Origin of the sequence: Limimaricola soesokkakensis (assembly GCF_900172345.1) — a bacterium.
Taxonomy (GTDB): domain Bacteria; phylum Pseudomonadota; class Alphaproteobacteria; order Rhodobacterales; family Rhodobacteraceae; genus Limimaricola; species Limimaricola soesokkakensis.
Genome location: NZ_FWFY01000001.1, coordinates 78,456 through 101,565 on the forward strand (window position 1 = coordinate 78,456; position 23,110 = coordinate 101,565).

Sequence of the window (23,110 nt, forward strand, 5' to 3'; positions counted from 1 at the left end):
TCTCCCGTGTTGCGATCAGGCGTTGCCGCCCAGCAGTTCCGCCGCGATCTCGCGCGCGATCGGCGCGGCCTCGACGGCGCTCATCCCGGGCTTGAGCCGCCGGTCGTAGAGCATTTTCAGAAGCAGCTCGTCATGCCGTGTCAGCAGGCCGAACTCCTCGTCGTCGTTGAAGATCGAGGGCCGCGCTTGCGGGCTGTCATTGGCAAGCCCCATGCCCTGCGCCAGCTCCTCGTGGATGCAGGCGAGGCGCAGCATGTCCGGGTGCTCGCCCCGGATCAGCGCCACGGCGCGACTGTAGGTGTTGCCGCCATCGCCGGAGAAGGCGATGACGAGGCACAGCGTCGAGCGCGGCGGGTTGAGGAATGCCCGCACCGAGCTTTCGGCGATCCCCGGCACCATCCGGCGCAGCCGCTCCTCATAGCCCCGGCGGTCGTCCTCGTTCAGGATCAGTACCGAGAAATTGCCCTCCCCCGCGGTCTGCGAGATCGGCACGCCGGTGAGCCGCGACAGACGCGCGGCATAGGCCGCCACGGCGTTGCGGTCGCGCACCCGCTGCTTGGCCGGGACGGTGTCGCCGAACTGCACATCCATGCGGATCGGGCTTTCCCAGCGCCGCAGACGGCTCATCGTCGCCTCGGCGCGAAGGTCGGGGCCGTCGGCCACGTATTCGTCGAACAGCGCGATGCGGATGAAGTTGCGCGCCAGCATCGTGTCGGTGAAGGGCGTGTCGGGTCCGCCGCCATCGCCGCGCAGCAGCCCCTGGGTGACCAGGTCGGCCTGAAGCTTGGCATAGTGCTGGCTCAGCGCCTGGCTGGTGGCCGAGCGAACCGGGTCGGGGGTGTTGGCCGGACGCGCGGGCGGCGGCGCGGCGACGGTGGGCGCGCTGGCGGCCGGCAGCTTGGCCACCGGCTGGTTGCGCGGCGGCGTCACCGGCACGAGTTCGACCTCGGGCGCGCAACTCGCCACGAACGCAAGGGCCATGACCCCGTAGACCAGCCTGACCGACCGCACGACCATTCCTCGTCCTACCCGCGCGCGCCCGCACCGGTCGCGGCCCGGCCCCGCGCGGCACCCAGAGCCGATTTCAGCTCGCTCTCCATCCGCCGCAGCTCGGCCTCGGCCTCGGCGCGGCGGCGCTTGCCCTCATCGGCGATGTTCAGGCTCTCGTCGATCGTGGCGATCAGGTCGGCATTGGCCGCCTTCACCGCCTCGATGTCGAACACGCCGCGCTCCATCTCGGTGCGGATCGCCTTGTTGGCCGATCGCAGGTTCTCGGCGTTTGAGCGCAGCAGGTCGTTCGTCAGATCGTTGGCCTCGCGCACCGCGCCTGCCGCCGCCGCGCCGCGCTGGATCGTCACCGCCTGCGCGAGCTGCGTCTCCCATAGCGGCACGGTGTTCACCAAGGTCGAGTTGATCTTGGTGACGAGCGACTTGTCGTTCTCCTGCACCAGCCGGATCGAGGGCAGCGACTGCATCGTCACCTGCCGGGTGAGCTTCAGATCATGCACCCGGCGCTCCAGATCGTCGCGCGCGGCGCGCATGTCGCGCAGCTCCTGCGCCGCCATCACCTGCGCCTCCTCCGAGGCGGCTTCCATTCGGGCCTGCTGCGCAGGGATCTCCTTGTCGTCGATCTCCTTCAGCCGTGCCTCGCCGGCGGCGATGTAGAGCGCCAGCTCGTCGTAGAAGGCCAGTGTCTTGTCATAGAGCACGTCGAGGCTCTCGATGTCCTTCATCAGCGCATGCTCATGGCGCAGCAGCTCGTCGGTGATCCGGTCGATCTGGCCCTGCACCTCGCGGTAGCGCTCGGTGAACTTGGCCAGCGGCTTGGCCCGGCCCATCAGCTTGTCCCAGAGCGAGCGCTTGCGGTTCGGGTCGAGCTCGCCCACGTCGAAGCCGCGGATCGTGGCGACGATGTCGCGCAGGCTGTCGCCCGCCGGACCCACATCCTTGTTCTGCACCCCGGCCAGCATCGACTGGCTGATCTGCTGCAACTCGGCCTGCGCGCCGGAGCCGAAGCGCACGATGGAATTGGTGTCGCCCAGATCGATCTCGGTCATCCGGCGGCGGATCTCGGCGCTCTGTTCCGGCGCCGCCTGCTCCAGCGTCAGCTCGCCGCTCGGTTCGGGCAGGCGGCTCTGGTTCAGCGTCTCGATCTCGGCCAGGCGGGCTGCGGCCGCGTCGCGGGTCTTGTCGGACATCACTCGTTCCCTTCTTCAGACTTCGCCACAACGCCTTCGCGCGCCAGCCGGTCCCGCAATACCCGGATCTCGATATCCATGTCGGTCCGGTCCGAGAGCAGCATCGTCTCGGTCCGGGCCGCGAAGTTGCGGTCGAGATCCGTCAGGAGCGATTCATACTCGGCCCGGGCGGCGCTGTCGCGGTTGCGGGACCAGAGATCGGCAAATTTCACCGAAGCATCGCGCGCGCCCATCAGATAGACGCCAAGATAGCGCCGCGCCTGCGTCAGGTCGCGCGGATCGCGCTCCACGGTGCGGATCATCTCCCGCGCCCGGGCCTGAAAGGCGGCGACGCGCTCGTCGAGGCGGCGGTCACGCAGACCAGCGATCGCCTCGCGCATCTGCGCGAGATAGCTCTCGGCCTCGTCGACCACCTTCGCCACGCGGTCCTGCTGGTGATCGTCGACGCCCTCGATGCGCTTGTCGGACAGGGGGTCGATGCCGAAGGCCGCGACATGCAGCCCCGCGGCGGCGATGCCATAGAGCGCCGCGCCGATCACCCCGCCATCGCCGGACCAGGCCGCCAGAGCCACGCCGACGCCGGTCAGCGCCGAGGCCATCATCTTGCGCGGCCAGGCGGGGCGGCGGGCGACCGGGCGGGCGCGCCACTCGGCCTCGGCGCGCAGCCCGTCGCGCAGCAGGAACGCGGCCGCGGTAAGCACGCCCGCGCCGAGCAGCCCCGCGACCAGCCCGGCCGGCCCGGCGCCGAGCGAAAACAGCGCCAGCAGGGCCGGGGGCACGAAGAGCAGGTTCACCCGCGCGCCCGCCGGATCGACGCGCGCGGTATCGCGCGGATCGGGGGCGGCGGGGCCGCCCTGCTGTCCGGGGCTGTAGCGCCCGCCGAAGCGCCGCGCCATCAGCCGGCCCCCAGAAGGCCGGTGGCGGTGCCGGCCATCAAGGCCAGCAGCACGAGATAGGCGATGGTACGGAACGGCGCGGGCATGGCGTCCTCCTGTGTGGCTGGCAACGCCGCGCGGCGCTGCGACATGCCGCGCAGCACCGCGAGGAATTGCGCCCCGGCAAAGACCAGCGCGGAGGCGACAAGGAGCAACAGAATCAATCGCGTCATGGCCGGGCGGTCCCTTGACTAGGCACTTTGATAATAGGGGGTGCCGCGCGGCTTTTCGAGGGGCGCTCAGCGTTTGGGAGGCTTGATGCCCCGGTTGTCTCCCGGTCCACCGCGCGTCGGGCGGTCGGTTTTCGGCCCGGACCTATCGCCCTTTGGGCTGGGCCGCTGGTTTCCGGGGCCAAGGCGGTCGCCGCCGCCCGAGGCTTTTGCCCCGAACACGCGGCCGGTGCCGCCGGGCCGCTTGGCCGCGTCGGGCGCGGTCCCCTTGGCCGAGCCCGATCGCTTGGCCTCGCTCGCCTGCTTGCGCGCGCCGCCGGGCCCCTTGGGGCCGCCGCCGCGGAGGCCGGGTTTGGCACCGGTGCTGCCATCGGGGCGGCGGCGCTGCACCTTGGGGCCATCGCTTTCGCCGAGTTGCTCGCGCAGCACCTTGGGACGGATTTCTTCGACCTCGCCGGGCTCGAGATTGCCGATCTGGAACGGGCCGTAGCTGATCCGGATCAGCCGGTTCACCGTCACGTCCAGCGCCGCCATGGCGCGGCGGATCTCGCGGTTCTTGCCCTCGCGCAGCCCGATCGTCAGCCAGGCGTTTGCGCCCTGCTGGCGGTCGAAGGTCACCTGCATCGGCTGGTAGTCGACGCCTTCGACCGAGATGCCCTTGCGCAGCCGGTCGAGCTTTTCCTCGCTGACCGAACCGTTGATCCGTACCCGGTAGCGGCGCAGCCAGCCGGTCGAGGGCAGCTCCAGCCGCCGCTTCAGTTCGCCGTCATTGGTCAGCAGCAACAACCCCTCGGAGTTGAGGTCGAGCCGGCCCACGCTCATCACGCGCGGCATGTCTTCGGGCAGATCGTCGAAGACGGTCTTGCGGCCCTTCTCGTCCGAGGCGCTGGTCACCAGCCCGGCGGGTTTGTGATAGAGCCAGAGCCGCGCCGGTTCGGGCGCGGCCAATGGCGCGCCGTCGACGGTGATGCGGTCCGTCGCGGTGACGTTCAGCGCCGGGCTGAAGATCCGCTCGCCGTTCACCTTGACGCGGCCGTCCTCGATCATGCGCTCCGCCTCGCGCCGCGAGGCAACGCCTGCGCGGGAGAGAACCTTGGCGATCCGGTCGCCCTCGGGGGTGTCGTTCTTGTCCATCTTCCCGCCATACCCGCTTGCGCGGTCCCTTGCCAGCGCCGCGCGTGCCGGGGCATCAGGGCGCATGAGGTTTCACTCGCACATGGATCTGGCGCTGGCCGAGGCGCGCGCCGCCGCCACGCGCGGCGAAGTGCCCGTAGGCGCGGTGGTGGCGGATGCCTCGGGCGCGGTGATCGCACGCGCCGGCAACCGGACCCGCGAGCTGTGCGACCCCACGGCCCATGCCGAAATGCTGGCGATCCGCGCCGCCTGCGTGGCGCTGGGCTCCGAGCGGCTCACGGGTTGCGCGCTCTGGGTGACGCTGGAGCCGTGCCCGATGTGCGCCGCCGCCATCTCCTTCGCCCGCATCGCAAGACTGCATTACGGCGCGGCGGACCCCAAGTCGGGCGGCGTCGCGCAAGGGGCGCGGGTGTTCGCGCATCCGCAATGCCACCACCGGCCTGAGATTTTCGATGGCATCGCGGAGGCGGAGGCCGAGGCGTTGCTGACCCGGTTCTTCGCGGGGCTTCGCAAGGGGTGAGCCGAGTGCGCGGGGGCGATGTGGCGCCATGCGTATTTTCGGAAAGATGAACCTGGGGGGCGGGGCGGAAGAATTGATCGATCACCTGTGGGGCGGGTTCTGGACTTGGCGGCGGCCCGGCCCGATATTGTGGCCATGAGTCTACCTCCCGGTTTCCTCGACGAATTGCGCACGCGTCTCAGCCTCGGCCAGGTGGTCGGGCGCAAGGTCGCGTGGGACATGAAGAAGTCGAACCAGGGCAAGGGCGACTTCTGGGCGCCATGTCCGTTCCACCAGGAAAAATCGGCGAGCTTTCACGTCGATGACCGCAAGGGCTTCTACTACTGCTTCGGCTGCCACGCGAAGGGCGACGCGATCTCCTTCGTGCGCGAGACCGAGAATGTCGACTTCATCGACGCGGTGAAAATCCTCGCCGCTGAGGCGGGCCTGCCGATGCCCGAGCGTGACCCGCAGGCGCAGAAGAAGGCGGATCGCCGTTCCGAGCTGGTCGAGGTGATGGAGCAGGCGGTGCAATGGTTCCGCATGCAGCTCAAGACCAACGCCGCAAGCGCCGCGCGCGACTACCTTGCCGGGCGCGGCCTCGATCCGGAAGCGCAGGCGCGCTGGGAGCTGGGTTTTGCCCCCGACGACCGCGCCGCGCTGACCCGGGCACTCAAGGGCAAGGGTATTGCCGAGGAGATGATCGTCGCGGCCGGTCTCGCGGCGAAACCCGAGGGCGGTGGCGCGATTTACGACCGGTTCCGGGGGCGCATCATCTTCCCGATCCGCGACGGGCGCGGCCGCGCCATCGCGCTGGGCGGGCGGGCGATGGATCCGAACGCACGCGCGAAATACCTCAACTCGCCGGAGACCGAGCTCTTCGACAAAGGCCGCAACCTCTACAATCTCGCGCCCGCGCGCGAGGCCGCCGGCAAGGGGGCGCCGCTCGTGGTGGCCGAGGGCTACATGGACGTGATCGCTCTGTCCGAGGCCGGGTTGAAGGCGGCGGTGGCGCCGCTGGGCACCGCCGTTACCGAGAGCCAGCTGCAGTTGATGTGGCGCGTCCATCCCGAGCCGGTGATCGCGCTCGACGGCGACGCGGCCGGTTTGCGCGCCGCGCGGCGGGTCATCGATCTGGCGCTGCCGCTGATCGGCGCGGGACACGGCCTGCGATTCGCGCTGATGCCGGAGGGGCTCGACCCCGACGACCTGATCCGCGCCAAGGGCGCGGGCGCCATGCGCGAGATCGTGTCGAACGCGCAGCCGATGGTGCAGTTGCTGTGGCGGCGCGAAACCGAGGGGCATGATTTCGACAGCCCCGAACGGCGCGCCGCTCTCGACAAGCGGCTGCGCGACGCGGTGGCGCTGATCCGCGATCCCGACCTGCGCGGCCATTACGAGCAGGAACTGAAGCGGCTGAAATGGGAGCTGTTCAACCCGCGCCGCCAGAACGGTCCGACCCGGATCGACCGGGGTGGCAAGGGCGGCTTTTTCAAGCCGGGCCAACTGCCGTTGGCGCCCAGCCCCTCGGCGCGCGCCTCGATGCTCGCGACCGGCGGCGCAGTCGAGGATCATCTGCGCGAAGCGGTGATCCTCGCGACGCTGATCGCGACGCCGCAGGTACTGCACGAGTTCGAACCGGCGCTGGAGCGGATGGAATGCCGCGATCCCGACCACGCCGCGCTGGTGCATGGCATACTTGCCTGCCACCACGAGACCGATCTGCGCGGCGCGCTCGAGGCACGGCTCGGCGCGGAGGCTCTTGAAACCCTGTTCGCACAACGCCATGTGGCGATCAGCCCGGCGGTCCGGAAGCCCGGCGACCCCGAACTCGCGCGCATGTGCCTGGCCGAGGAACTGGCCAAGCTCGATGCGAGGCGCGGCCATGCGAGGGAACTCGCGGAGGCGGTCGAGGATCTGTCCGGGCTCAGTGACGAAGGGCTTACCTGGCGATTGTCACGCGCCGCCGAGGCACTCGACCGCGCCGGACGGGGCGATGGGGAGGATACGACCGAATACGAGTACGGGACCAACGGCGCACCGATGCGGCGCGACGAAAGGTCCGAACTCGACGCGCTTCTGGGAACCATTGCCTTCGGCAAGGCAGGCCCAAAGGGCAGCTGAATAGCAGCCCGTCGCATCCGATTCGGCGACGGACGTTGCGCATACATCAAAGAATCGGGCGCAGGGTGGTTGCGAATCGCGACCCTTGAGGGTTGATTCGGACAGTCCGAATCACTGCCCGGCGCTGGACAGGACGTTCACCGAACGAGGAGCCCTTCATGGCCGCGAAAGACACCGACGACCGCAAGGACGATGACCAGGACGGGGCGATGACGCTCGACATGAGCCAGGCGGCGGTCAAGAAGATGATCTCCGAGGCGCGCGAGCGCGGCTACATTACCTACGACCAGCTCAATCAGGTGCTGCCGCCGGATCAGGTTTCCTCGGACCAGATCGAGGACGTCATGTCGATGCTCTCGGAGATGGGCATCCAGGTGACCGAGGCCGAGGAAAGCGAAGAGTCCGACGACGGCGGCTCGCGCGAGATCGCCACGGTGGGCGGCAATCGCGACGTGGCGCTGGCCGGTGCCGAGGCCGAGAAGCTCGACCGCACCGACGATCCCGTCCGCATGTATCTGCGCGAGATGGGCTCGGTCGAACTGCTGTCGCGCGAGGGCGAGATTGCCATCGCCAAGCGCATCGAGGCCGGTCGCAACACCATGATCGCGGGGCTTTGCGAAAGCCCGCTGACCTTCCAGGCGATCACGATCTGGCGCGACGAGCTTCTGTCCGAGGACATCCTGCTGCGCGACGTGATCGATCTTGAAACCACCTTCTCGGGCCAGATGGGCGAAGAAGAGGGCGACGAGCCCGTGGTCGAGGCCGCCACCGCTGCCGGCGGCGAGAAGGCCGAGCGCGGCGGCGACAAGGCCGAATACGACGCCGACGGCAATCCGATCCGCAACAATGACGACGACGACGAGGACGACGAGCAGCACAACATGTCGCTCGCCGCGATGGAGGCCGCGCTGAAGCCGCGCGTGCTTGAAACGCTCGACACCATCGCCGAGAACTTCGATCGTCTCTCTGCGATGCAGGACGCGCGCATGTCCGCGACCCTGAACGAGGACGCGACCTTCTCCAAGGCCAACGAGGCCGACTACCAGACCCTGCGCTCCGAGCTGGTCGTGCTGGTGAACTCGCTGCACCTGCATAACAACCGCATCGAGGCGCTGATCGACCAGCTTTACGGCATCAACCGCCGGATCATGTCGATCGACAGCTCGATGGTGAAGCTAGCGGACCAGGCCCGCATCAACCGCCGCGAGTTCATCGACGAGTATCGCGGCGCCGAACTCGACCCGTCCTGGATGGACCGCATGGCCGAGAAGCCGGGCCGCGGCTGGCAGGCGCTGTTCGAGCGCTCGGCCGGCAAGATCGAGGAACTGCGCGCCGAGATGGCGCAGGTCGGTCAGTATGTCGGCGTCGACATCGGCGAGTTCCGCCGCATCGTCCAGCAGGTCCAGAAGGGCGAAAAGGAAGCCCGGCAGGCCAAGAAGGAGATGGTCGAGGCCAACCTGCGTCTCGTGATCTCGATCGCCAAGAAATACACGAACCGGGGCCTGCAGTTCCTCGACCTGATCCAGGAAGGCAACATCGGCCTGATGAAGGCCGTGGATAAGTTCGAGTATCGCCGCGGCTACAAGTTCTCGACCTACGCGACCTGGTGGATCCGCCAGGCGATCACCCGTTCGATCGCCGACCAAGCGCGCACCATCCGGATCCCGGTGCACATGATCGAGACGATCAACAAGCTGGTCCGGACCGGCCGCCAGATGCTGCACGAGATCGGCCGCGAGCCGACGCCCGAGGAGCTGGCCGAGAAACTGCAGATGCCGCTCGAGAAGGTTCGCAAGGTGATGAAGATCGCCAAGGAACCGATCTCGCTCGAGACGCCGATCGGCGACGAGGAGGACAGCCAGCTCGGCGACTTCATCGAGGACAAGAACGCGATCCTGCCGCTCGATTCGGCGATTCAGGAGAACCTGAAGGAAACTACGACGCGGGTTCTGGCTTCGCTCACCCCACGCGAGGAGCGGGTTCTGCGGATGCGCTTCGGTATCGGCATGAACACCGATCACACGCTCGAAGAGGTCGGCCAGCAGTTCTCGGTGACCCGCGAACGGATCCGTCAGATCGAGGCCAAGGCGCTGCGCAAGCTCAAGCATCCGAGCCGGTCGCGCAAGCTGCGCAGCTTCCTCGATCAATAAGTTCGTTCGGTTAGGTTCAGATCGGCGGCGGGACATCCCGCCGCCGTTTTTCGTATCTGCAACGCCGGGTTGACGGATCAGGGTCGAACCGTGAACATCGGCGCAGTTCCAGCAAGGATGCCCTCATGCCCTCCGATCCCCTCAGCCTCGTTGCCCTGGCCACTGCCCTCGTTCTGCTGATTTCCCTCGCAGTGACTATCACCGCCCTGAGAGGCGCGCGATCCACGCTTGCTGGGCTGCGCGGAGAGATGGAGGCGGGGCGGCGCGACGCCGACGAGATCCGCGGCCAGGCCGAGGGGCAGCGCACCCGGCTTGAGGAGCGCGAGCGCGAGCTGGCCGCGCTCAAGGACGAGCTGACGGCGGCGCGGCGCGCCCAGTTCGAGACCGAGGCGGCGCATGGCGAAACCCGCGCCGCCAAGGCGGCGCTGGAGGAGGCCAAGCGGGGGCTGGAACAGGCGCGCGACGACCTGAAAGGGCAGCTCTCGGGCATCACCGCCGAGATGCGCGAGCTGCAGGAGCGTCACGCGCAGCTGCAGTCCGACCATGCGACGCTGCAGGCCCGGAGCGCCGGCGAGATCGAGGCCGCAGAGACGCGCATCAAGGAACTCAAGGAGCTGCGGGAAGAGATGTCGCGCCGCTTCGAGGAACTGGCGACGAAAACCCTGCGCCAGACCGGGGAGGATTTCTCCAAAGCCAACACCCGGACGCTCACCGAACTGCTGACCCCGTTCCGCGATCACGTCTCGCGCTTCGAGTCCGAGCTGCGGCAGGTTCATGGCAAGGCCGACGAGGAGCGCGCGCGGCTGGGTAAGCAGATCGAGATGCTGACCACCCAGTCCGAGACGATCCGCTCCGAGGCCGCCGCCCTCACTCGCGCGCTCAAGGGCGACAAGCAGAAGCAGGGCGCTTGGGGCGAGATGATCCTCGAACGCATCCTCGAAAGCTCGGGGCTGGAGCGCGACACCCATTATGTCGTGCAGGAGAGCCGCACCGACGAGCAGGGCGCGCGCTGGCGCCCCGACGTGGTAGTGAAGATGCCGCGTGGCAAGAGCCTCGTGATCGACAGCAAGGTGAGCCTCGTGGCCTATGAGGCTGCCGTCAACGCCGAGACCGAGGAAGAGCGGGCACGGCACCTGCGCGAGCACGTGGCCTCCGTGCGCCGCCACATCGATCAGCTCGCTGCCAAGGGCTATCACGCGATGGAGGAGGGCTCGGTCGACTACGTGCTGATGTTCATGCCGATCGAGGGTGCGCTCTCGGCGGCACTGGCCGAAAGCGGCGACCTGACCGCCTATGCGGTGTCCAAGGGGGTAGGAGTGATGACCCCCTCGACGTTGATGGTGACGCTGCGCACCGTCGATCATATCTGGACCGTCGAGCGGCGCGAGAGCAATGCCGAGGCGATCGCCGACCGGGCGGGCAAGCTCTACGACAAAGTCGCGAACTTCGTCGGCAACATGCAGCAGGTGGGCCGTGCCCTCGAACAGGCCAGCAAGGCGCATGGCGATGCGATGGGGCAGCTTTCGACCGGCAATGGCAACGTGCTGCGGCAGATCGAAATGCTGAAATCCATGGGCGCGCGCACCCAGAAGAGCCTCGGCGTCGCATTCGACGGGGCCGATGAGGATGATCCGGCGCCGCGCGCCATCGGCGTGCAGGAGCCCGCCGAGTAGCCTCTCGATGGGCGAGTGTTGCTGCTCGGACACTGGCCTCCAAGGTCATGTGAACTAGTTCGAAACCTTCTCCATGTTCCGGTGTTGGTCAGGCAGGATCGAGACGGGAGACACCGCCATGAACAAGCTGATCGCCATCGCCTTTGCCGCCGCCATCACCATGCCGCTGATGGGCGTCGCCCCGATCTTGTCCTCGGCCGCGGGCTTTGCCGACGTGACCGAGCCGGCCGCGCGCTATGACCTCGACGGCTCGATCGAGATCCCCGTAACTGCCGCCGAACTCGCGGATTGCCGGGCGACGCTGGAGCAGGTCTTCGTCGGCGCCGAGGGCGGTGCCGCCGGCAGCCCCTCGGTGCGCTGCGTCGTCATCGGCTGAGCCTTGAACACGAGCTTCGTTATCGAGACCCGGGGCCCGGGGCTGACCGAGTTCACCCGGCAGGTGGCCGACTGGATCGCGCAGGACGCGCCGAACGAGGCGCTCCTGACGCTTTTCGTGCGGCACACCTCCTGTTCCCTGCTGATTCAGGAGAACGCCGATCCCGAGGTACGGACGGATCTGGCCGCTTTCTTCCACCGCCTCGTGCCGCCTTCGGACGATCCGTCGATGGGCTATCTCACCCATACCTATGAGGGGCCTGACGACATGCCGGGCCACATCAAGGCGGCGCTCCTGCCCACGAGTTTGCAGATCCCGGTGATCGGCGGGCGCATGGCGCTTGGGACGTGGCAGGGGATCTATCTGTTCGAGCATCGCTCACGCCCGCATCGTCGTGAGGTCGTGGCACTGCTGCGCTGAAGCGGCCCGCGTCATATGGTGGGTCCGCCGCGACCCCTACCCAATCCTTGGGCGTCCCCCTATACTGGCTGTGGACCACGGGCACAGGCCCCCAAGAGACGATGAGGATCCCGGATGCGCTGCCCGTTTTGCGGAAATGTCGACACGCAGGTCAAGGATTCCCGCCCGGCCGAGGATCACGCAGCGATCCGCCGTCGGCGGTTCTGCCCCTCCTGCGGCGGTCGCTTCACCACCTATGAGCGGGTGCAGCTACGCGACCTCGTGGTGATCAAGTCGAATGGCCGCCGCGAGGAGTTCGACCGCGACAAGCTCGAGCGCTCGATCCGCATCGCGTTGCAAAAGCGCCCTGTGGAGCCCGAGCGCATGGACCAGATGATCTCGGGCATCGTGCGACGGCTCGAAAGCCTCGGCGACACCGACATCCCGTCTTCCAAGATCGGTGAAATCGTCATGGAGTCGCTCGCGCGGATCGACACCGTGGCCTATGTGCGTTTTGCCAGTGTCTACATGAACTTCCAGGCCGTGGGCGATTTCGACAAGTTCATGTCCGAGCTTCGCCCCAACCCGGCTGAGAAGTGAGCCGCGCGCTCGACTGCCGCTTCATGGCGCTAGCGCTGTCGCTGGGACGGCGCGGGCTGGGCCGGGTCTGGCCCAACCCCAATGTCGGCTGCGTGATTGTCCGCGACGGCCGCATACTCGGCCGCGGCCGCACCGCGGATGGTGGTCGGCCCCACGCCGAAACGCAGGCGCTGGCGCAGGCCAGTACAGCGGCGCGCGGGGCCACGGCCTATGTCACGCTGGAGCCCTGCGCCCATCACGGCCAAACGCCGCCCTGCGCCGATGCGCTGGTCGCCGCCGGGGTGGCGCGGGTGGTCGTCGCCGCGCAGGACCCTGATCCGCGCGTCGCCGGGCGGGGCATCGAACGGCTGCGGGCGGCGGGGATCGCGGTCGAGACCGGGCTGATGGAGGGCGAGGCGCGCCGCGATCTTGCGGGCTTCCTGAACCGGGTGGAGCGCGGCCGCCCCTTCGTGACGCTGAAGCTCGCCACCAGCCTCGACGGGCGCATCGCCACCGGGACCGGCGAAAGCCGCTGGATCACCGGGCCCGAGGCTCGGGCCCGGGTTCACATGATGCGCGCGCGGCACGACGCGGTGATGGTCGGTGGCGGCACCGCTCGGGCCGACGATCCGATGCTCAACGTGCGCGGCCTCGGTATCGATCGGCAGCCGGTGCGGGTGGTGCTGTCGCGGCGTCTGGATCTGCCGCTGGACGGGGCGCTGGCGCGCAGCGCGCGCGAGGTGCCGCTCTGGCTCTGCCACGGCCCCGAGGCCGATGCGGCGCCGTGGAGGGCGCTGGGGGCCGAAAGCCTGAGCTGCCCTATCTCCGCGGGCCAGCTCGATCCCGCCGCCGTGCTGCAGGCGCTGGGGGCGGCCGGGCTGACACGGGTGTTCTGCGAAGGCGGTGCCGGCCTCGCGGCCTCGCTTCTAGGGGCAGGGCTGGTGGACGAGCTGGTGCTGTTCACCGCCGGCTGCGCGATCGGGGCCGAAGGGACGCCGGCCCTTTCTGCCATGGGGATCGGCGCTCTGGCCGAGGCGCCGCGGCTGCGGCTCGCAGGCCAGGACCGCGTGGGCGGCGACGTGATGAGCGTCTGGCGCGCGAGCGGCGGCTGATACGACAACAGCCGCCCCGAAGGGCGGCTGCGACGCGTAGGCTCGAATGACGATCAGTTGCCGTCGGTCTCGTCCGCCTCGTCATCGTCGATCGCGTTCTCTTCGAGATTGCCGAACTCGTCATCCGAGCCGTTGCCCTCATCTTCGTCGACATCGCCCATGGGCTGCTCGGTCTCGCCGAACTCGTCTTCTTCGATCACGTCCTCGTCGTCGTCATTGTCGCGATCATTGCCGGCCCGGCCCCGTTCGAGGATATCGTCGACATCGGATGGCACCTCGTCGGTATCTTCCGAGCCGACACGGGCCTCGTTGCGGGCCTTGATCTCCTGCGGCGTCAGCTGGCCGTCGCCATCGAGGTCATAGCGCAGCAGCGTCAGGCCGACCTCGCCGAAGGCGTCGGTGAGCTCCGTTTCGCTGAGATAGCCATCCCCGTCGACGTCGACCATTCCGAAGGTCGCCTCCTGCGCCTGCACGCCGGTCGCGGCGAGGCCGCCCGCAAGGGTGATGGCGGTGAGGCTCTTGGTCGTGAAGGTCATGCGATGTCCTTTCCGTCTGTCGTTCGGCGACCCGTTACGGGGCCGGGCCGGCGGTGGGGCCGGCGCTTCGCGGGGGCAACGGCGCGCCGCATCGCATGTTCCATGGAGCCGGAGCCATTCGGTGGCATCCTGCCGAACGGCTCAACGGCGCCAGAGCGGTGCAGCCGTGGCAAAGAGACCTTGCAGTTTCGCGAGGGCTCGTAGCCCGGGACGGCGAGGGGCAAGGCCCGCGGCCAGCCGTTCCAGCGCGAGCTCCGGCGGGCAGGGTCGGCCGCTAAGCGGATCGAAATAGCGCGGCCAGCCGATCAGCGCCGCATGGGCGAGCGCCGTGATGTCGGGCCGCGCCATGCGACGGGGACAGGGCGGGCCGAGGTCACGGGTCAGCCCCCAGCCCGCGTAGAACGGCGTGCCGAGGCAGGTCACCTTCACGCCACGCAGCAGCGCCTCGAAGCCGGTGCCCGAGGTGATCGTCCAGACCTCGTCCGCCACGGCCAGCGCGGCAAGGATGTCGGTGTCGGCCAGCACCACGTCGGCAAGTCGCTCCGCATCCGGCACGGCGCCGGGCCGTAGCCCCGCCTCGACGTCGGGATGCGGCTTATAGAGGATCAGGGCGTCGGGATGCGCGGCCCGGACCGCTTCGAGCAGGGCGCGATTGGTCCTGACCTGCGCCGCGCCGAGACGGATCGCCGCGTCGTCCTCGACTTGCCCCGGCACCAGGATGCGGTGGCCGGTCGGCAGCTCGGGCAGCGCCACTCCGGCGAGGTTGTATTTCGACAGGCCAGTGGCGATCAGACGCTCCACCAGCCGCGATGCGCGGCGCCGCGCATGATCCGGCAGGGCAGGCGAGGCGGCGATCAGCCTCTCGAGCCGGCTTTCCCGCCTCGGGTCGTAATGCAGGCCGAGATCGTCGAGCGCGAGGCTCGCCGGTGGCACCAGCGCCGCGCCAAGGCCCTTCGAGCGCAGGAAGCCGTCTTCGATGCGCACCGCGCCTTCCGGTGCCTCGCGGTCGCCCCAGACCATCAGCCGGCGCCCACTGCGCTCTGCGCGGCGAGCGGCACGGGCAGGGGGATCGGCGAAGATCACCGGCCGGACGGTGCCGAAGCCCGCCTGCAGGTGCCGCCGCTTCCATAGCCGCATGTCCGTTGCCACCCATCCGGCCCGGTCCTCGCGCCAGGCGCGGGTTTCTGCCTCGATGGCGTCGAGCGCTTCCTCGAAGCTGCAGGCCCGGTCGCGAAGTGGGTCGTGCCAATGTGGATAGAGGATCATCGCGGCGGCAAAGAGCTGGGCGCGGGTAAGCCGCCTCTGCCGGCGCCAGACCGGGTCGCGATCCTCGCTGAGCGACCAGCCGGCATAGAAGGGCTGACCGTGCACCACCGGGCGATGCCCGGCGAGGATCGCCTCGAAGCCCATCTGCGAGGAAAAGACATGCACCGCGATCGCACCGTCGAGCAGCCGCCATGGCGAAACCGGTGCATCGCAAAACGACATGCCGGGGCCGAGATCGTCTGGCCGGAAATGCCCGGCCCGGAATCCCTGCTGGGTCTCGGGATGGGTCTTGATGACGATCCGGGCGCCGGGATGCGCCTCGCGCGCCTCGAACAGCATTTCGAGAAACCGGTTGCGGTCGCCGCGGCTGGCGCGCACCGCGGCATCCCCCGCGGTCTGGTCAATCACCAGCACGTATCCCGGTTCGGGCACCGGGGTTTCGGGGTCGAAGCCCGTGTACTTCGACAATTCGGCCTCGCGCAGCCGGGCGATGCCGTCGCGTGCCCGATCAAGCAGCGCCGTGTCGTCAAGCGGATGGGTGGCGAGCAGGCTCTCGAGGTCCGAGACCGTGCCTGCGTCGAAATGCGCACCGCCGTGATCGATCAGCAGTCCCAGCGGAGGGCCCCCGGCGCGGCCTGGTCGGACCGAGCGCAAGAAGGCGTCCTCGATCCGCAGGAGCTGCGCACCGCGCCGCTGGGCCAAGGCTTCGCCGCGCCATGCGGTCGGGCTCTGACCCCAGACACCGACGAGGTCCCCGGCATTCGGCAGGCCGGGCCGCGGCGCGTAGCCGGCGGCGCGCAGGCGCCGGCGCATCGGCCGCCGCAGCAGCCCGCCATTGCAGACGAAGAGCGGGCGCGGTCCCGGCGCGCCGCTCAAGGTCAGTTCACGGCGCTGACGGCTTCGCGGCTCGAGGTCAGCGTGCCGGTCAGCCCGCCAATCACCCGGCCGAACTCGACGATCGGCGCCTCGGTGACATAGACCGTGTCATCGTCGCGGATCGCGAAGTCGCGGGCCATGAACATGCCGTTGGGCTTGGTCAAATCGAGCACGTAGACCACGCGCTGCGTGCCGACGAGATCGGGAATGCCGGTAATCTGGCTGGCGATCACCGCCGGCTCGTTGCGGAACACGAAGACGCCGGTGGGATCGGCCAGCGTAGGGTTGAGGCCGCCGACCCGGGCAATCGCCTCGATCGCCGAAATGTTGCGACCCTCGAATGGCACGAGATCCTGCGTGCCGGTGGCGCCCAGCGCCGTGAAATCGCGGGTGTCGGCTTCGACGAGGATGCGGTCGCCTGCGCGCAGCGCGATGTCGGCGCGCGGGTGCTCGTAAAGGTCCTGGAACCAGACCTCGCCGGTCGTAGAGCCGCGCGTCACAGTGACCTGCGCCACTTCGGGGCGCACCGTGACGCCGCCCGCCGAGGCCAGCATCGCCGAGAGCGTGCGGGTCGGGCGTTCGATGGGGTAGACGCCCTGCGCGCCGACATCGCCCACCACCGAGACGGTCGAGCCGTCACCGGCGAGGCGGCGCACCTGTACCTGCGGATCGGGCGTCTGCGCCTCGAGCTTTTCGCTGATGATCCGGCGGATCGCCTCGGGCGTGTTGCCCGCCGCGCGGATCCGGCCGGCATAGGGCACGAAGATGAAGCCCGAGCCGTCGACCTGCACCTCTTCGAGCACGGTGGCGTTCTGGCCCGTCGGCACCAGAAGCCCGTCATCGACGTTTTCCCAGATCGTCAGCCCGAGCACGTCGCCGGGCTGGATCGTGTCGGAGCCCAGCAGCCCGGCACTTTCGAAGGCGGCGGCAAAGCCCAGCGCCGGGGTGACGCCGGCGATCCGGTTCACCCGGTCGTCCACCGCCACCACGAAGGCGTCGCCCTCGCGCAGCACCGAGCCCGCGAAGATCTCGCGCTTGTTGGGGCCGGAGCGCGGGGTGAGCCCGCAGCCGGCGACGAGGGCGAGCGCGGCCGCAAGGGCCGCGCCGCGTGCGAGGCGGTGGGTAAGGGGTGTCACTGCGCGGTCTCCTCGACCTGTTCCTGTCTGCCTGCGGCCCCTCGCCGGGACCGGTCTGCCTGCGACCCGTTGTGGCCCGGGCCTGCCATTGTAATTGTTGGGCAGAATCTGCCCGTTGCGGGCAAGGCTAGCGCGCGACATGGGCCATGACCAGTTGTCGCGCGCCGGCGACAGGGAGCATCCATAGGCGGTGTGGCCTGCGAGACGCGCCTGACGGTCAGGGCAAAGCGCGCAGCGGCTGACGCGGTGCGGCGCGTCCCGCGCGCAGCGCGTCATAGGGGTCCTCGGCAGCGAGCATCATGTCGGCCACCTGCCGCAACAGCCGCCTGCGCCCGCCCGATGAGTAGAAGCCGCCCGAGACCTGGCTCGTCTCCAGCAGGAAACGTCGGTAGTCTCGATAAGCCCGTCGGTCCGGGCGTACCGGCTGTGCGAAGAACTCGGCCAGTGGCTGGGTCGAGGCGAGGTCGGGCTTGGAGTAGACCGCACGGCCGAAGGCCTTGAGCGGGATGCCGCGCCACAGCACCTGCTGTGCGGCCGTGGAGTTGACCGTGACGGCGGTGCGTGCTGCGTCCAGAAGCCGTGCCAGCTTGCCGCCGCGCAGGTAGTGAACCCGTCCGTCGACCCCGTGAACACGGGCGAGATCGCGGATGATCCGCCTGAGCGGGGCTCGGCCGTTCTCAAGCGGATGCGCCTTGAAGACGAGGTGATGGTGACGCGGCGCGCCCTTGGCAAAGCCCTCGATCACCAGTTCGAGGAACTCGGACATCCGGGTGAAGGGCGAATGCGCGCGAAAGCTGGCATCGTGTTCGAGCTGCAGCAGCGCAAGGTGATAGGGGTAGCCGCCATGCCGGATCCGCGCCGTCGCGAGGATCCGGTCGAGCGCGAGGAAGGGCATCAGCAGCAGCCGCGTCGTGTAGAGCCGCGCTTCGGTCGCGAGCGGCAGCTCGCGATGCGCGCGAAATCCCGCATAGGCGTGATTCCGAAACAGCACGAACCAGTGGTAGAGCGCGCCGTAGAACACGTGCTGACGCATGTCGCCCCAATGGGCTGGCGCCTCCGTGATCTCGGGGTCCGAGCGCTCCAGCGCCTCGCGCATCTCGTCTATGCCGATCTCCATCAGCCGCGAATGGCCGTTGGTGCCTCCGCGCTCGTAGGTGACCCACCAAGGGCGCAGATAGCCCTCTTCGAAGACGTGCACGGTCAGCCCGCGCGCCCGCGCCGCCGCAACGGCGGCGGCATGGACCGGCCGCGTGTCGCCATACAGCACGATGTCGGTGATGCCGTGTTCTTCGACCAGCGCCTCGAAGGCGTCGGGCCAGTCATCGGCATTGCCGCGATAGGGGATGTAGCTGGCTCGATCGTGCCAGAAGGCCGCGTCGCCGGCGTTGAAGCCGACACGCCAAGTCGTGGCACCGGCCGCGCGCAGCATCCGGGCAAGCCTGTGAAAGAAGGGTCCGTGCGGGCCCTGCAGGAACAAGAAGCGTCTCTTGGCGGGATCGGTCATGTTGCGGACCATGTTGACGGACGATCCCTTTCGTTTCGCATTGGCTCCGGGCCGTTTTATGGCGTCGGGATGACGTGTGAAAGTGCCCACCCTTGTGCGCATCCCGCGGCGGTTCTAGGTCTTGGGGCGCAAGACAGGAGCGCGCCCATGTTCACAGGCATCATCACCGACGTCGGAGAGGTTCTCGACGTGGTGCAGGAGGGCGACCTGCGCGCCCGCATTGCCACGTCCTACGATCCCGAGACCATCGATATCGGCGCCTCGATCGCCTGCGACGGCGTTTGTCTCACCGTCGTCGCGCTGGGCCGCGAGCCGCGCAACTGGTTCGACGTGCAAATCTCGGCCGAGACGGTCGGCCTGACCAATATCGGCCGCAACGGCTGGCACAAGGGCAAGCGGATCAATCTCGAGCGCGCGCTCAAGGTCGGCGACGAATTGGGCGGGCATATCGTGTCGGGCCATGTGGACGGCGTGGCCGAGGTAGTGTCGACCCGCGACGAGGGCGACAGCCTGAGGGTGCGTTTTCGCGCGCCCGAGGCGCTGGCCAAGTTCATCGCCCCTAAGGGCTCGGTCGCGCTCAACGGCACCTCGCTCACTGTCAACGAGGTCGAAGGCACGGAGTTCGGCGTCAACCTGATCCCGCATACCCGCGAGGTGACGAATTGGGGCGAGATCGCCCAAGGCCAGTTCATCAATCTCGAAATCGACACCATGGCGCGCTACGTGGCGCGGCTGCGTGACTGGGACGCATGAGCCTCGGTCACAATGGCGGCCCGTCGTTGGAGCCGGGCGAGGGCTGGCGCCGCCACGCCTGGGCCCGGGCCCGCCGCGAATTGCTGCCCACCCTTCCGGTCGAGGTTGTAAGGCTGCGGGTGAAACGCGCCGCGGCGCTCGGTCTCGACTATCGCAGCTACGCCTCGGTGCGGGCGGCGACGGGGCACGACCTGATCGGCTTCCTGTTTTCGTCGAATGCGCTGCGGCTGCTGCGGCCGGGGGATGCCATGCCGCAGGAGCGGTGCGTCAAGCTGGCCAGCCTGGCGGCGCGCCGGGTCGCGGCGGTGCATCCGCCACTCGATCCGGAGCGCGTGCGGGTCTCGGCTCCGCTCGATGTTGCCGGGCGTGCGCCGGGGCTCTCAGAGGGCTGGCGTGCCACCGGCGACCGATTGCGCGCCATGCTCGACGGGCCTGCCGATCGGTTCCTCGTGGTTGGAGACACCGCGCTCGAACGCGACTGGGCCGAGGCGGCGCGGGCGGCGGGCTTCATGGAGGCCGAGAGGTACTTCGGGGGCTGAAGGCCCTCTGCATGGCCAAGGGCGTGTCCTGCGTATTTAAGGAACAAAGTTGCCGAATGCGCTTGGCAACTTTGTTCCCTAAATACGCGTATCCTGCCTCGTCCGACCGGTGCCGCCCTCAGCAATTGGGCAGGTTCACGGCCAGTCCCCCTTGCGAGGTTTCCTTGTACTTGTCGCTCATGTCGCGGCCGGTCTGGCGCATCGTCTCGATCGCGACGTCGAGCGGCACCAGATGCGCGCCATCACCCCTGAGCGCGAGGCTCGCCGCCGCCACCGCCTTGACCGCGCCCATGCCATTGCGCTCGATGCAGGGCACCTGAACGAGGCCGGCCACGGGGTCGCAGGTCATGCCCAGATGATGTTCGAGCGCGATCTCTGCGGCGTTCTCGACCTGCGCGGGTGTGCCGCCCAACACCGCGGCCAGCCCTGCGGCGGCCATCGCGGCGGCCGAGCCCACCTCGGCCTGACAGCCGCATTCGGCGCCCGAAATCGAAGCGTTCTCCTTGATCAGCCCGCCGATGGCAGCGGCGGTGAGCAGGAATTCCGGCACCCGTTCGCGGCTGGCGCCGGGCACGTGGTCGAGCCAGTAGCGCATCACCGCCGGCACTACCCCCGCGGCACCGTTGGTGGGCGCTGTCACCACCTGCCCGCCGGCGGCGTTCTCCTCGTTCACGGCCATCGCGTAGGCCGAGATCCAGTCGGTCACGAGATGCGGCGCGGCCATGTTGCCGCCGCGTTCGGCGCGCAGCGAGGCGTGGATCGCCGCCGCGCGGCGGCGTACGCCGAGGCCACCGGGAAGCGTGCCCTCGGCCTCGAGCCCGCGGTCGATGCAATCGGACATGACGCGCCAGATCATGCGGATGTCACCGTCGAGATCGGTGCGGGGACGCCGCACGCGTTCGTTGGCCCGTTTCATCGCGGCGATCGACCGCCCGCTCTCCGCCGCCATGCGCAGCATCTCCTTGGCGCTGGCAAAAGGGTAGGGCACGGCCGGGCCGTGATCGGGGGCGGGGCCGGCCGCCAGCTCCTCGGCGGTGCGCACGAAGCCGCCGCCGATCGAGTAGTAGGTCTGCTCGACCACCACGTCGCCTTGAGCGTCGTGGCCCCGGAGCACCAGCCCGTTGGCATGTGCCGGCAGCGGCGGGCCGTAATCGAAGACCAGATCGCTGCTCGGGTCGAAGCGAAGCGGTTCCAGCCCCGCGGGATGCAGCGTCCTCTCCGTCCGAAGCCGGGCCAGTTCGGCCTCCGCCGCCTCGGCGTCATATCCCGCCACGGTGATACCAGCGAGGCCCAGCATCACCGCCCGGTCGGTGGCGTGCCCCGCCCCGGTGAAGGCGAGCGATCCGTGCAGCCGGGCCGACACGCCCGCCACCTTGAAGGGCTGCGCGCGCAGATGGTCGAGAAATCGCGCGGCCGCGACCATCGGGCCGATGGTATGCGATGATGACGGGCCGATGCCGATCTTGAAGATGTCGAAGACGGAGAGAAACATCAGGTTGCGTGTCCTTCGGGTGGGCGCGGCGGTCGCGGATCGGTGAAGGGGCGGGCGCCCAGACCCTCGGCCTGGATCGCCGCCGTGACCGAGGCGCGGGCCTCGAAGCGCTCCACTGCCGCTCGCAGAGTAGGCCAGCGCGTCAGTTCGAACCAGCCGGTGCCGCTTTCGGGGTAGAGGGCGCACCAGCGCAGCATGGGCGCGAGGTAGCAGTCCAGCGCCGAGGGCTGCGCCGCCCCGAGCCAGCCACCGAGCGCCGGTGCCGCGGCCTCGAGCCTGTCGAGCATGCCCAGCGTGCGCTGCGCCGTGCGTTCGTGCAGCGCGAAGACCATCTCGGGTGCGATATGCTCGCCACCATAGAACAGCATCCTGAGCGCCGGGTGCAGCGTGTTCGACAGCCAGAACAGCCAAGCCAGCGCCATCCCTCTCTCGGACGCATCGGGGGCGGGCATCAGCGCCACGCGCTCGCGATGCCGGTCCGCCAACCACAGCAGGATCGCCGCGGTCTCGAAGATTGGCCCATCTTCGGTTTCGAGCACCGGGATCATGGCATGTGGGTTGAGCGCGAGATAAGCGGGCGTGCGCTGGCCCTGCGCGCGCCGGTCCACCAGCGCAGTGGAGTAAACGAGGCCCAGTTCCTCGAGCGCGAGCCGCACGCAGAGCGAGGCATTGTCGGGTGCGTAATGCAGTCGCAGTGTCATGGGCTCATCCTCTGAGGCGCGGGCCGGGGCCGCTGCTCCTGATGCGACCATTCGCACGCGATCCGCGCAAGACCCGATCCGACGGCACCCGAACAGGGTCGATTGCCCCTCGCAGGCGCCGGGCATCTTTCCTATAACCGGGGCGGACCCGCGAGGAGGCGCAGCATGGCCAAAGACCTGTCACCCGTTGAAAAGGCGAAGTTCGTCGCTGCCAAGCAGGCGAGCCGTCTCGTCGAAAGCGGTATGCGCGTGGGCCTTGGCACCGGCTCCACCGCGGAATGGCTGGTGCGCTGCCTGGGCGAGATGGTGCGCGACGAGGGGCTCGACATCCGCGCGGTGCCGACCTCGCACCGCACCGCCGATCTGGCGCGCGAACTCGGGATTGAGGTGGTGACGCTGGAAGAGGCGGGCTGGCTCGACCTGACCATCGACGGTGCCGACGAGGTCGATGACGAGCTGAACCTGATCAAGGGCGGTGGTGCTGCGCTGCTGCACGAGAAGATCGTGGCGACGGCCTCGGACCGGATGGTCGTCATCGCCGACGCGACAAAGCGGGTCGAGACGCTCGGGGCGTTCCCGTTGCCGGTGGAGATCATCCCCTTCGGCTGGCAGGCCACCAAGGTGCTGGTCGAGGAGACGCTGGTCGGGCTCGACGTGCTGGGCCGCGAGGTGGCGCTGCGGATGAAGGACGGCCAGCCGGTGCGCACCGACGAGGGCAACCACATCCTCGATCTGCACCTCAACCGCATCGGCAATGCGCGCCAGCTCGGCCTCGCGCTCAACCAGATCGCGGGGGTGGTCGAGAACGGCCTGTTCGTCGATATCTGCGACGCGGTGGTGATCGGCCATGGCGATGGCCGGGTCGAGAGCTACGATCTGCATGGCGACGCGCAGGAGACGCATTTCGATTTTCTCGCCCCCGACAACATCTTCACAGACATTTCCGATTAGGACTGAC

The 23,110-nt window shown here is 68.8% G+C and carries 22 protein-coding genes; 11 read left to right on the forward strand and 11 right to left on the reverse strand.

The window, feature by feature from the left end:
• Positions 1-15: 15 nt before the first annotated feature.
• The 5 genes from LOS8367_RS00350 to LOS8367_RS00370 form a co-directional block, all read right to left on the reverse strand.
• Complete coding sequence (locus tag LOS8367_RS00350) at positions 16-981, reverse strand: DUF2927 domain-containing protein (RefSeq protein WP_085894880.1); 966 nt, start codon at positions 979-981, stop codon at positions 16-18.
• A gap of 44 nt (positions 982-1,025) precedes the next feature.
• Positions 1,026-2,198, reverse strand: a complete 1,173-nt coding sequence (locus tag LOS8367_RS00355) for a toxic anion resistance protein (protein WP_085894464.1) — start codon at positions 2,196-2,198, stop codon at positions 1,026-1,028.
• Complete coding sequence (locus LOS8367_RS00360; RefSeq protein ID WP_085894465.1) at positions 2,198-3,094, reverse strand: 5-bromo-4-chloroindolyl phosphate hydrolysis family protein; 897 nt, start codon at positions 3,092-3,094, stop codon at positions 2,198-2,200. The genes LOS8367_RS00355 and LOS8367_RS00360 overlap by 1 nt, the downstream gene beginning before the upstream one ends.
• Positions 3,094-3,306, reverse strand: a complete 213-nt coding sequence (locus tag LOS8367_RS00365; RefSeq protein ID WP_085894466.1) for a hypothetical protein — start codon at positions 3,304-3,306, stop codon at positions 3,094-3,096. Before LOS8367_RS00365 ends, LOS8367_RS00360 begins: the two co-directional genes overlap by 1 nt.
• 66 nt (positions 3,307-3,372) lie before the next feature.
• Positions 3,373-4,437: a pseudouridine synthase gene (locus LOS8367_RS00370; protein ID WP_085894467.1), complete on the reverse strand. Its 1,065-nt coding sequence runs from the start codon at positions 4,435-4,437 to the stop codon at positions 3,373-3,375.
• Between the two features lie 64 nt (positions 4,438-4,501).
• Between LOS8367_RS00370 and LOS8367_RS00375 the strand changes: the two genes are divergently transcribed.
• The 8 genes from LOS8367_RS00375 to ribD all read left to right on the forward strand — a co-directional run bounded on the left by LOS8367_RS00375 (position 4,502) and on the right by ribD (position 13,349).
• Entirely contained in the window at positions 4,502-4,957 is a 456-nt protein-coding gene (locus LOS8367_RS00375; protein ID WP_085894468.1) for a nucleoside deaminase, read from the forward strand.
• Between the two features lie 135 nt (positions 4,958-5,092).
• The gene (gene dnaG, locus LOS8367_RS00380; RefSeq protein ID WP_085894881.1) at positions 5,093-7,060 is read left to right on the forward strand and encodes a DNA primase; all 1,968 of its coding nucleotides are present in this window, start codon (positions 5,093-5,095) and stop codon (positions 7,058-7,060) included.
• Positions 7,061-7,218: 158 nt separating this feature from the next.
• Positions 7,219-9,210 (forward strand): RNA polymerase sigma factor RpoD, encoded by a 1,992-nt coding sequence (gene rpoD, locus LOS8367_RS00385; RefSeq protein WP_085894469.1) that lies wholly within the window; start codon positions 7,219-7,221, stop codon positions 9,208-9,210.
• Between the two features lie 125 nt (positions 9,211-9,335).
• Entirely contained in the window at positions 9,336-10,883 is a 1,548-nt protein-coding gene (locus tag LOS8367_RS00390) for a DNA recombination protein RmuC (RefSeq protein ID WP_085894470.1), read from the forward strand.
• Positions 10,884-11,001: 118 nt separating this feature from the next.
• Positions 11,002-11,259 (forward strand): hypothetical protein, encoded by a 258-nt coding sequence (locus tag LOS8367_RS00395; protein WP_085894471.1) that lies wholly within the window; start codon positions 11,002-11,004, stop codon positions 11,257-11,259.
• 3 nt (positions 11,260-11,262) lie between these two features.
• On the forward strand, positions 11,263-11,679 hold the full coding sequence (locus LOS8367_RS00400) for a secondary thiamine-phosphate synthase enzyme YjbQ (protein WP_085894472.1): 417 nt from the start codon (positions 11,263-11,265) through the stop codon (positions 11,677-11,679).
• 114 nt (positions 11,680-11,793) lie between these two features.
• Entirely contained in the window at positions 11,794-12,258 is a 465-nt protein-coding gene (gene nrdR / locus LOS8367_RS00405; protein WP_085894473.1) for a transcriptional regulator NrdR, read from the forward strand.
• Between the two features lie 23 nt (positions 12,259-12,281).
• Positions 12,282-13,349 carry a bifunctional diaminohydroxyphosphoribosylaminopyrimidine deaminase/5-amino-6-(5-phosphoribosylamino)uracil reductase RibD gene (ribD, locus tag LOS8367_RS00410; protein WP_085894882.1) on the forward strand — a complete coding sequence of 356 codons (1,068 nt, stop codon included), beginning with the start codon at positions 12,282-12,284 and terminating at the stop codon, positions 13,347-13,349.
• A gap of 53 nt (positions 13,350-13,402) precedes the next feature.
• Here ribD and LOS8367_RS00415 read toward each other — a convergent pair whose 3' ends face one another.
• The 4 genes from LOS8367_RS00415 to LOS8367_RS00430 all read right to left on the reverse strand — a co-directional run bounded on the left by LOS8367_RS00415 (position 13,403) and on the right by LOS8367_RS00430 (position 18,667).
• Positions 13,403-13,885 (reverse strand): EF-hand domain-containing protein, encoded by a 483-nt coding sequence (locus tag LOS8367_RS00415; protein WP_085894474.1) that lies wholly within the window; start codon positions 13,883-13,885, stop codon positions 13,403-13,405.
• 141 nt (positions 13,886-14,026) lie between these two features.
• The gene (locus LOS8367_RS00420) at positions 14,027-16,027 is read right to left on the reverse strand and encodes a capsule polysaccharide biogenesis protein (protein ID WP_085894475.1); all 2,001 of its coding nucleotides are present in this window, start codon (positions 16,025-16,027) and stop codon (positions 14,027-14,029) included.
• A 2-nt stretch (positions 16,028-16,029) separates the two neighbouring features.
• Positions 16,030-17,163, reverse strand: a complete 1,134-nt coding sequence (locus LOS8367_RS00425) for a polysaccharide biosynthesis/export family protein (protein WP_085894476.1) — start codon at positions 17,161-17,163, stop codon at positions 16,030-16,032.
• Between the two features lie 217 nt (positions 17,164-17,380).
• Complete coding sequence (locus LOS8367_RS00430; RefSeq protein ID WP_165761358.1) at positions 17,381-18,667, reverse strand: capsule polysaccharide biogenesis protein; 1,287 nt, start codon at positions 18,665-18,667, stop codon at positions 17,381-17,383.
• A gap of 147 nt (positions 18,668-18,814) precedes the next feature.
• Here LOS8367_RS00430 and LOS8367_RS00435 point away from each other — a divergent pair, with 147 nt between their 5' ends.
• The gene (locus LOS8367_RS00435; RefSeq protein ID WP_085894478.1) at positions 18,815-19,420 is read left to right on the forward strand and encodes a riboflavin synthase; all 606 of its coding nucleotides are present in this window, start codon (positions 18,815-18,817) and stop codon (positions 19,418-19,420) included.
• On the forward strand, positions 19,417-19,959 hold the full coding sequence (locus tag LOS8367_RS00440) for a hypothetical protein (protein ID WP_085894479.1): 543 nt from the start codon (positions 19,417-19,419) through the stop codon (positions 19,957-19,959). The genes LOS8367_RS00435 and LOS8367_RS00440 overlap by 4 nt, the downstream gene beginning before the upstream one ends.
• Positions 19,960-20,077: 118 nt before the next feature.
• Here LOS8367_RS00440 and LOS8367_RS00445 read toward each other — a convergent pair whose 3' ends face one another.
• Together LOS8367_RS00445 and LOS8367_RS00450 are read right to left on the reverse strand one after the other, a co-directional pair.
• The gene (locus LOS8367_RS00445) at positions 20,078-21,451 is read right to left on the reverse strand and encodes an L-serine ammonia-lyase (RefSeq protein WP_085894480.1); all 1,374 of its coding nucleotides are present in this window, start codon (positions 21,449-21,451) and stop codon (positions 20,078-20,080) included.
• Complete coding sequence (locus LOS8367_RS00450; RefSeq protein ID WP_085894481.1) at positions 21,451-22,152, reverse strand: glutathione S-transferase family protein; 702 nt, start codon at positions 22,150-22,152, stop codon at positions 21,451-21,453. Before LOS8367_RS00450 ends, LOS8367_RS00445 begins: the two co-directional genes overlap by 1 nt.
• 165 nt (positions 22,153-22,317) lie before the next feature.
• Between LOS8367_RS00450 and rpiA the strand changes: the two genes are divergently transcribed.
• Complete coding sequence (gene rpiA, locus LOS8367_RS00455) at positions 22,318-23,103, forward strand: ribose-5-phosphate isomerase RpiA (protein ID WP_085894482.1); 786 nt, start codon at positions 22,318-22,320, stop codon at positions 23,101-23,103.
• Positions 23,104-23,110 lie beyond the last annotated feature (7 nt).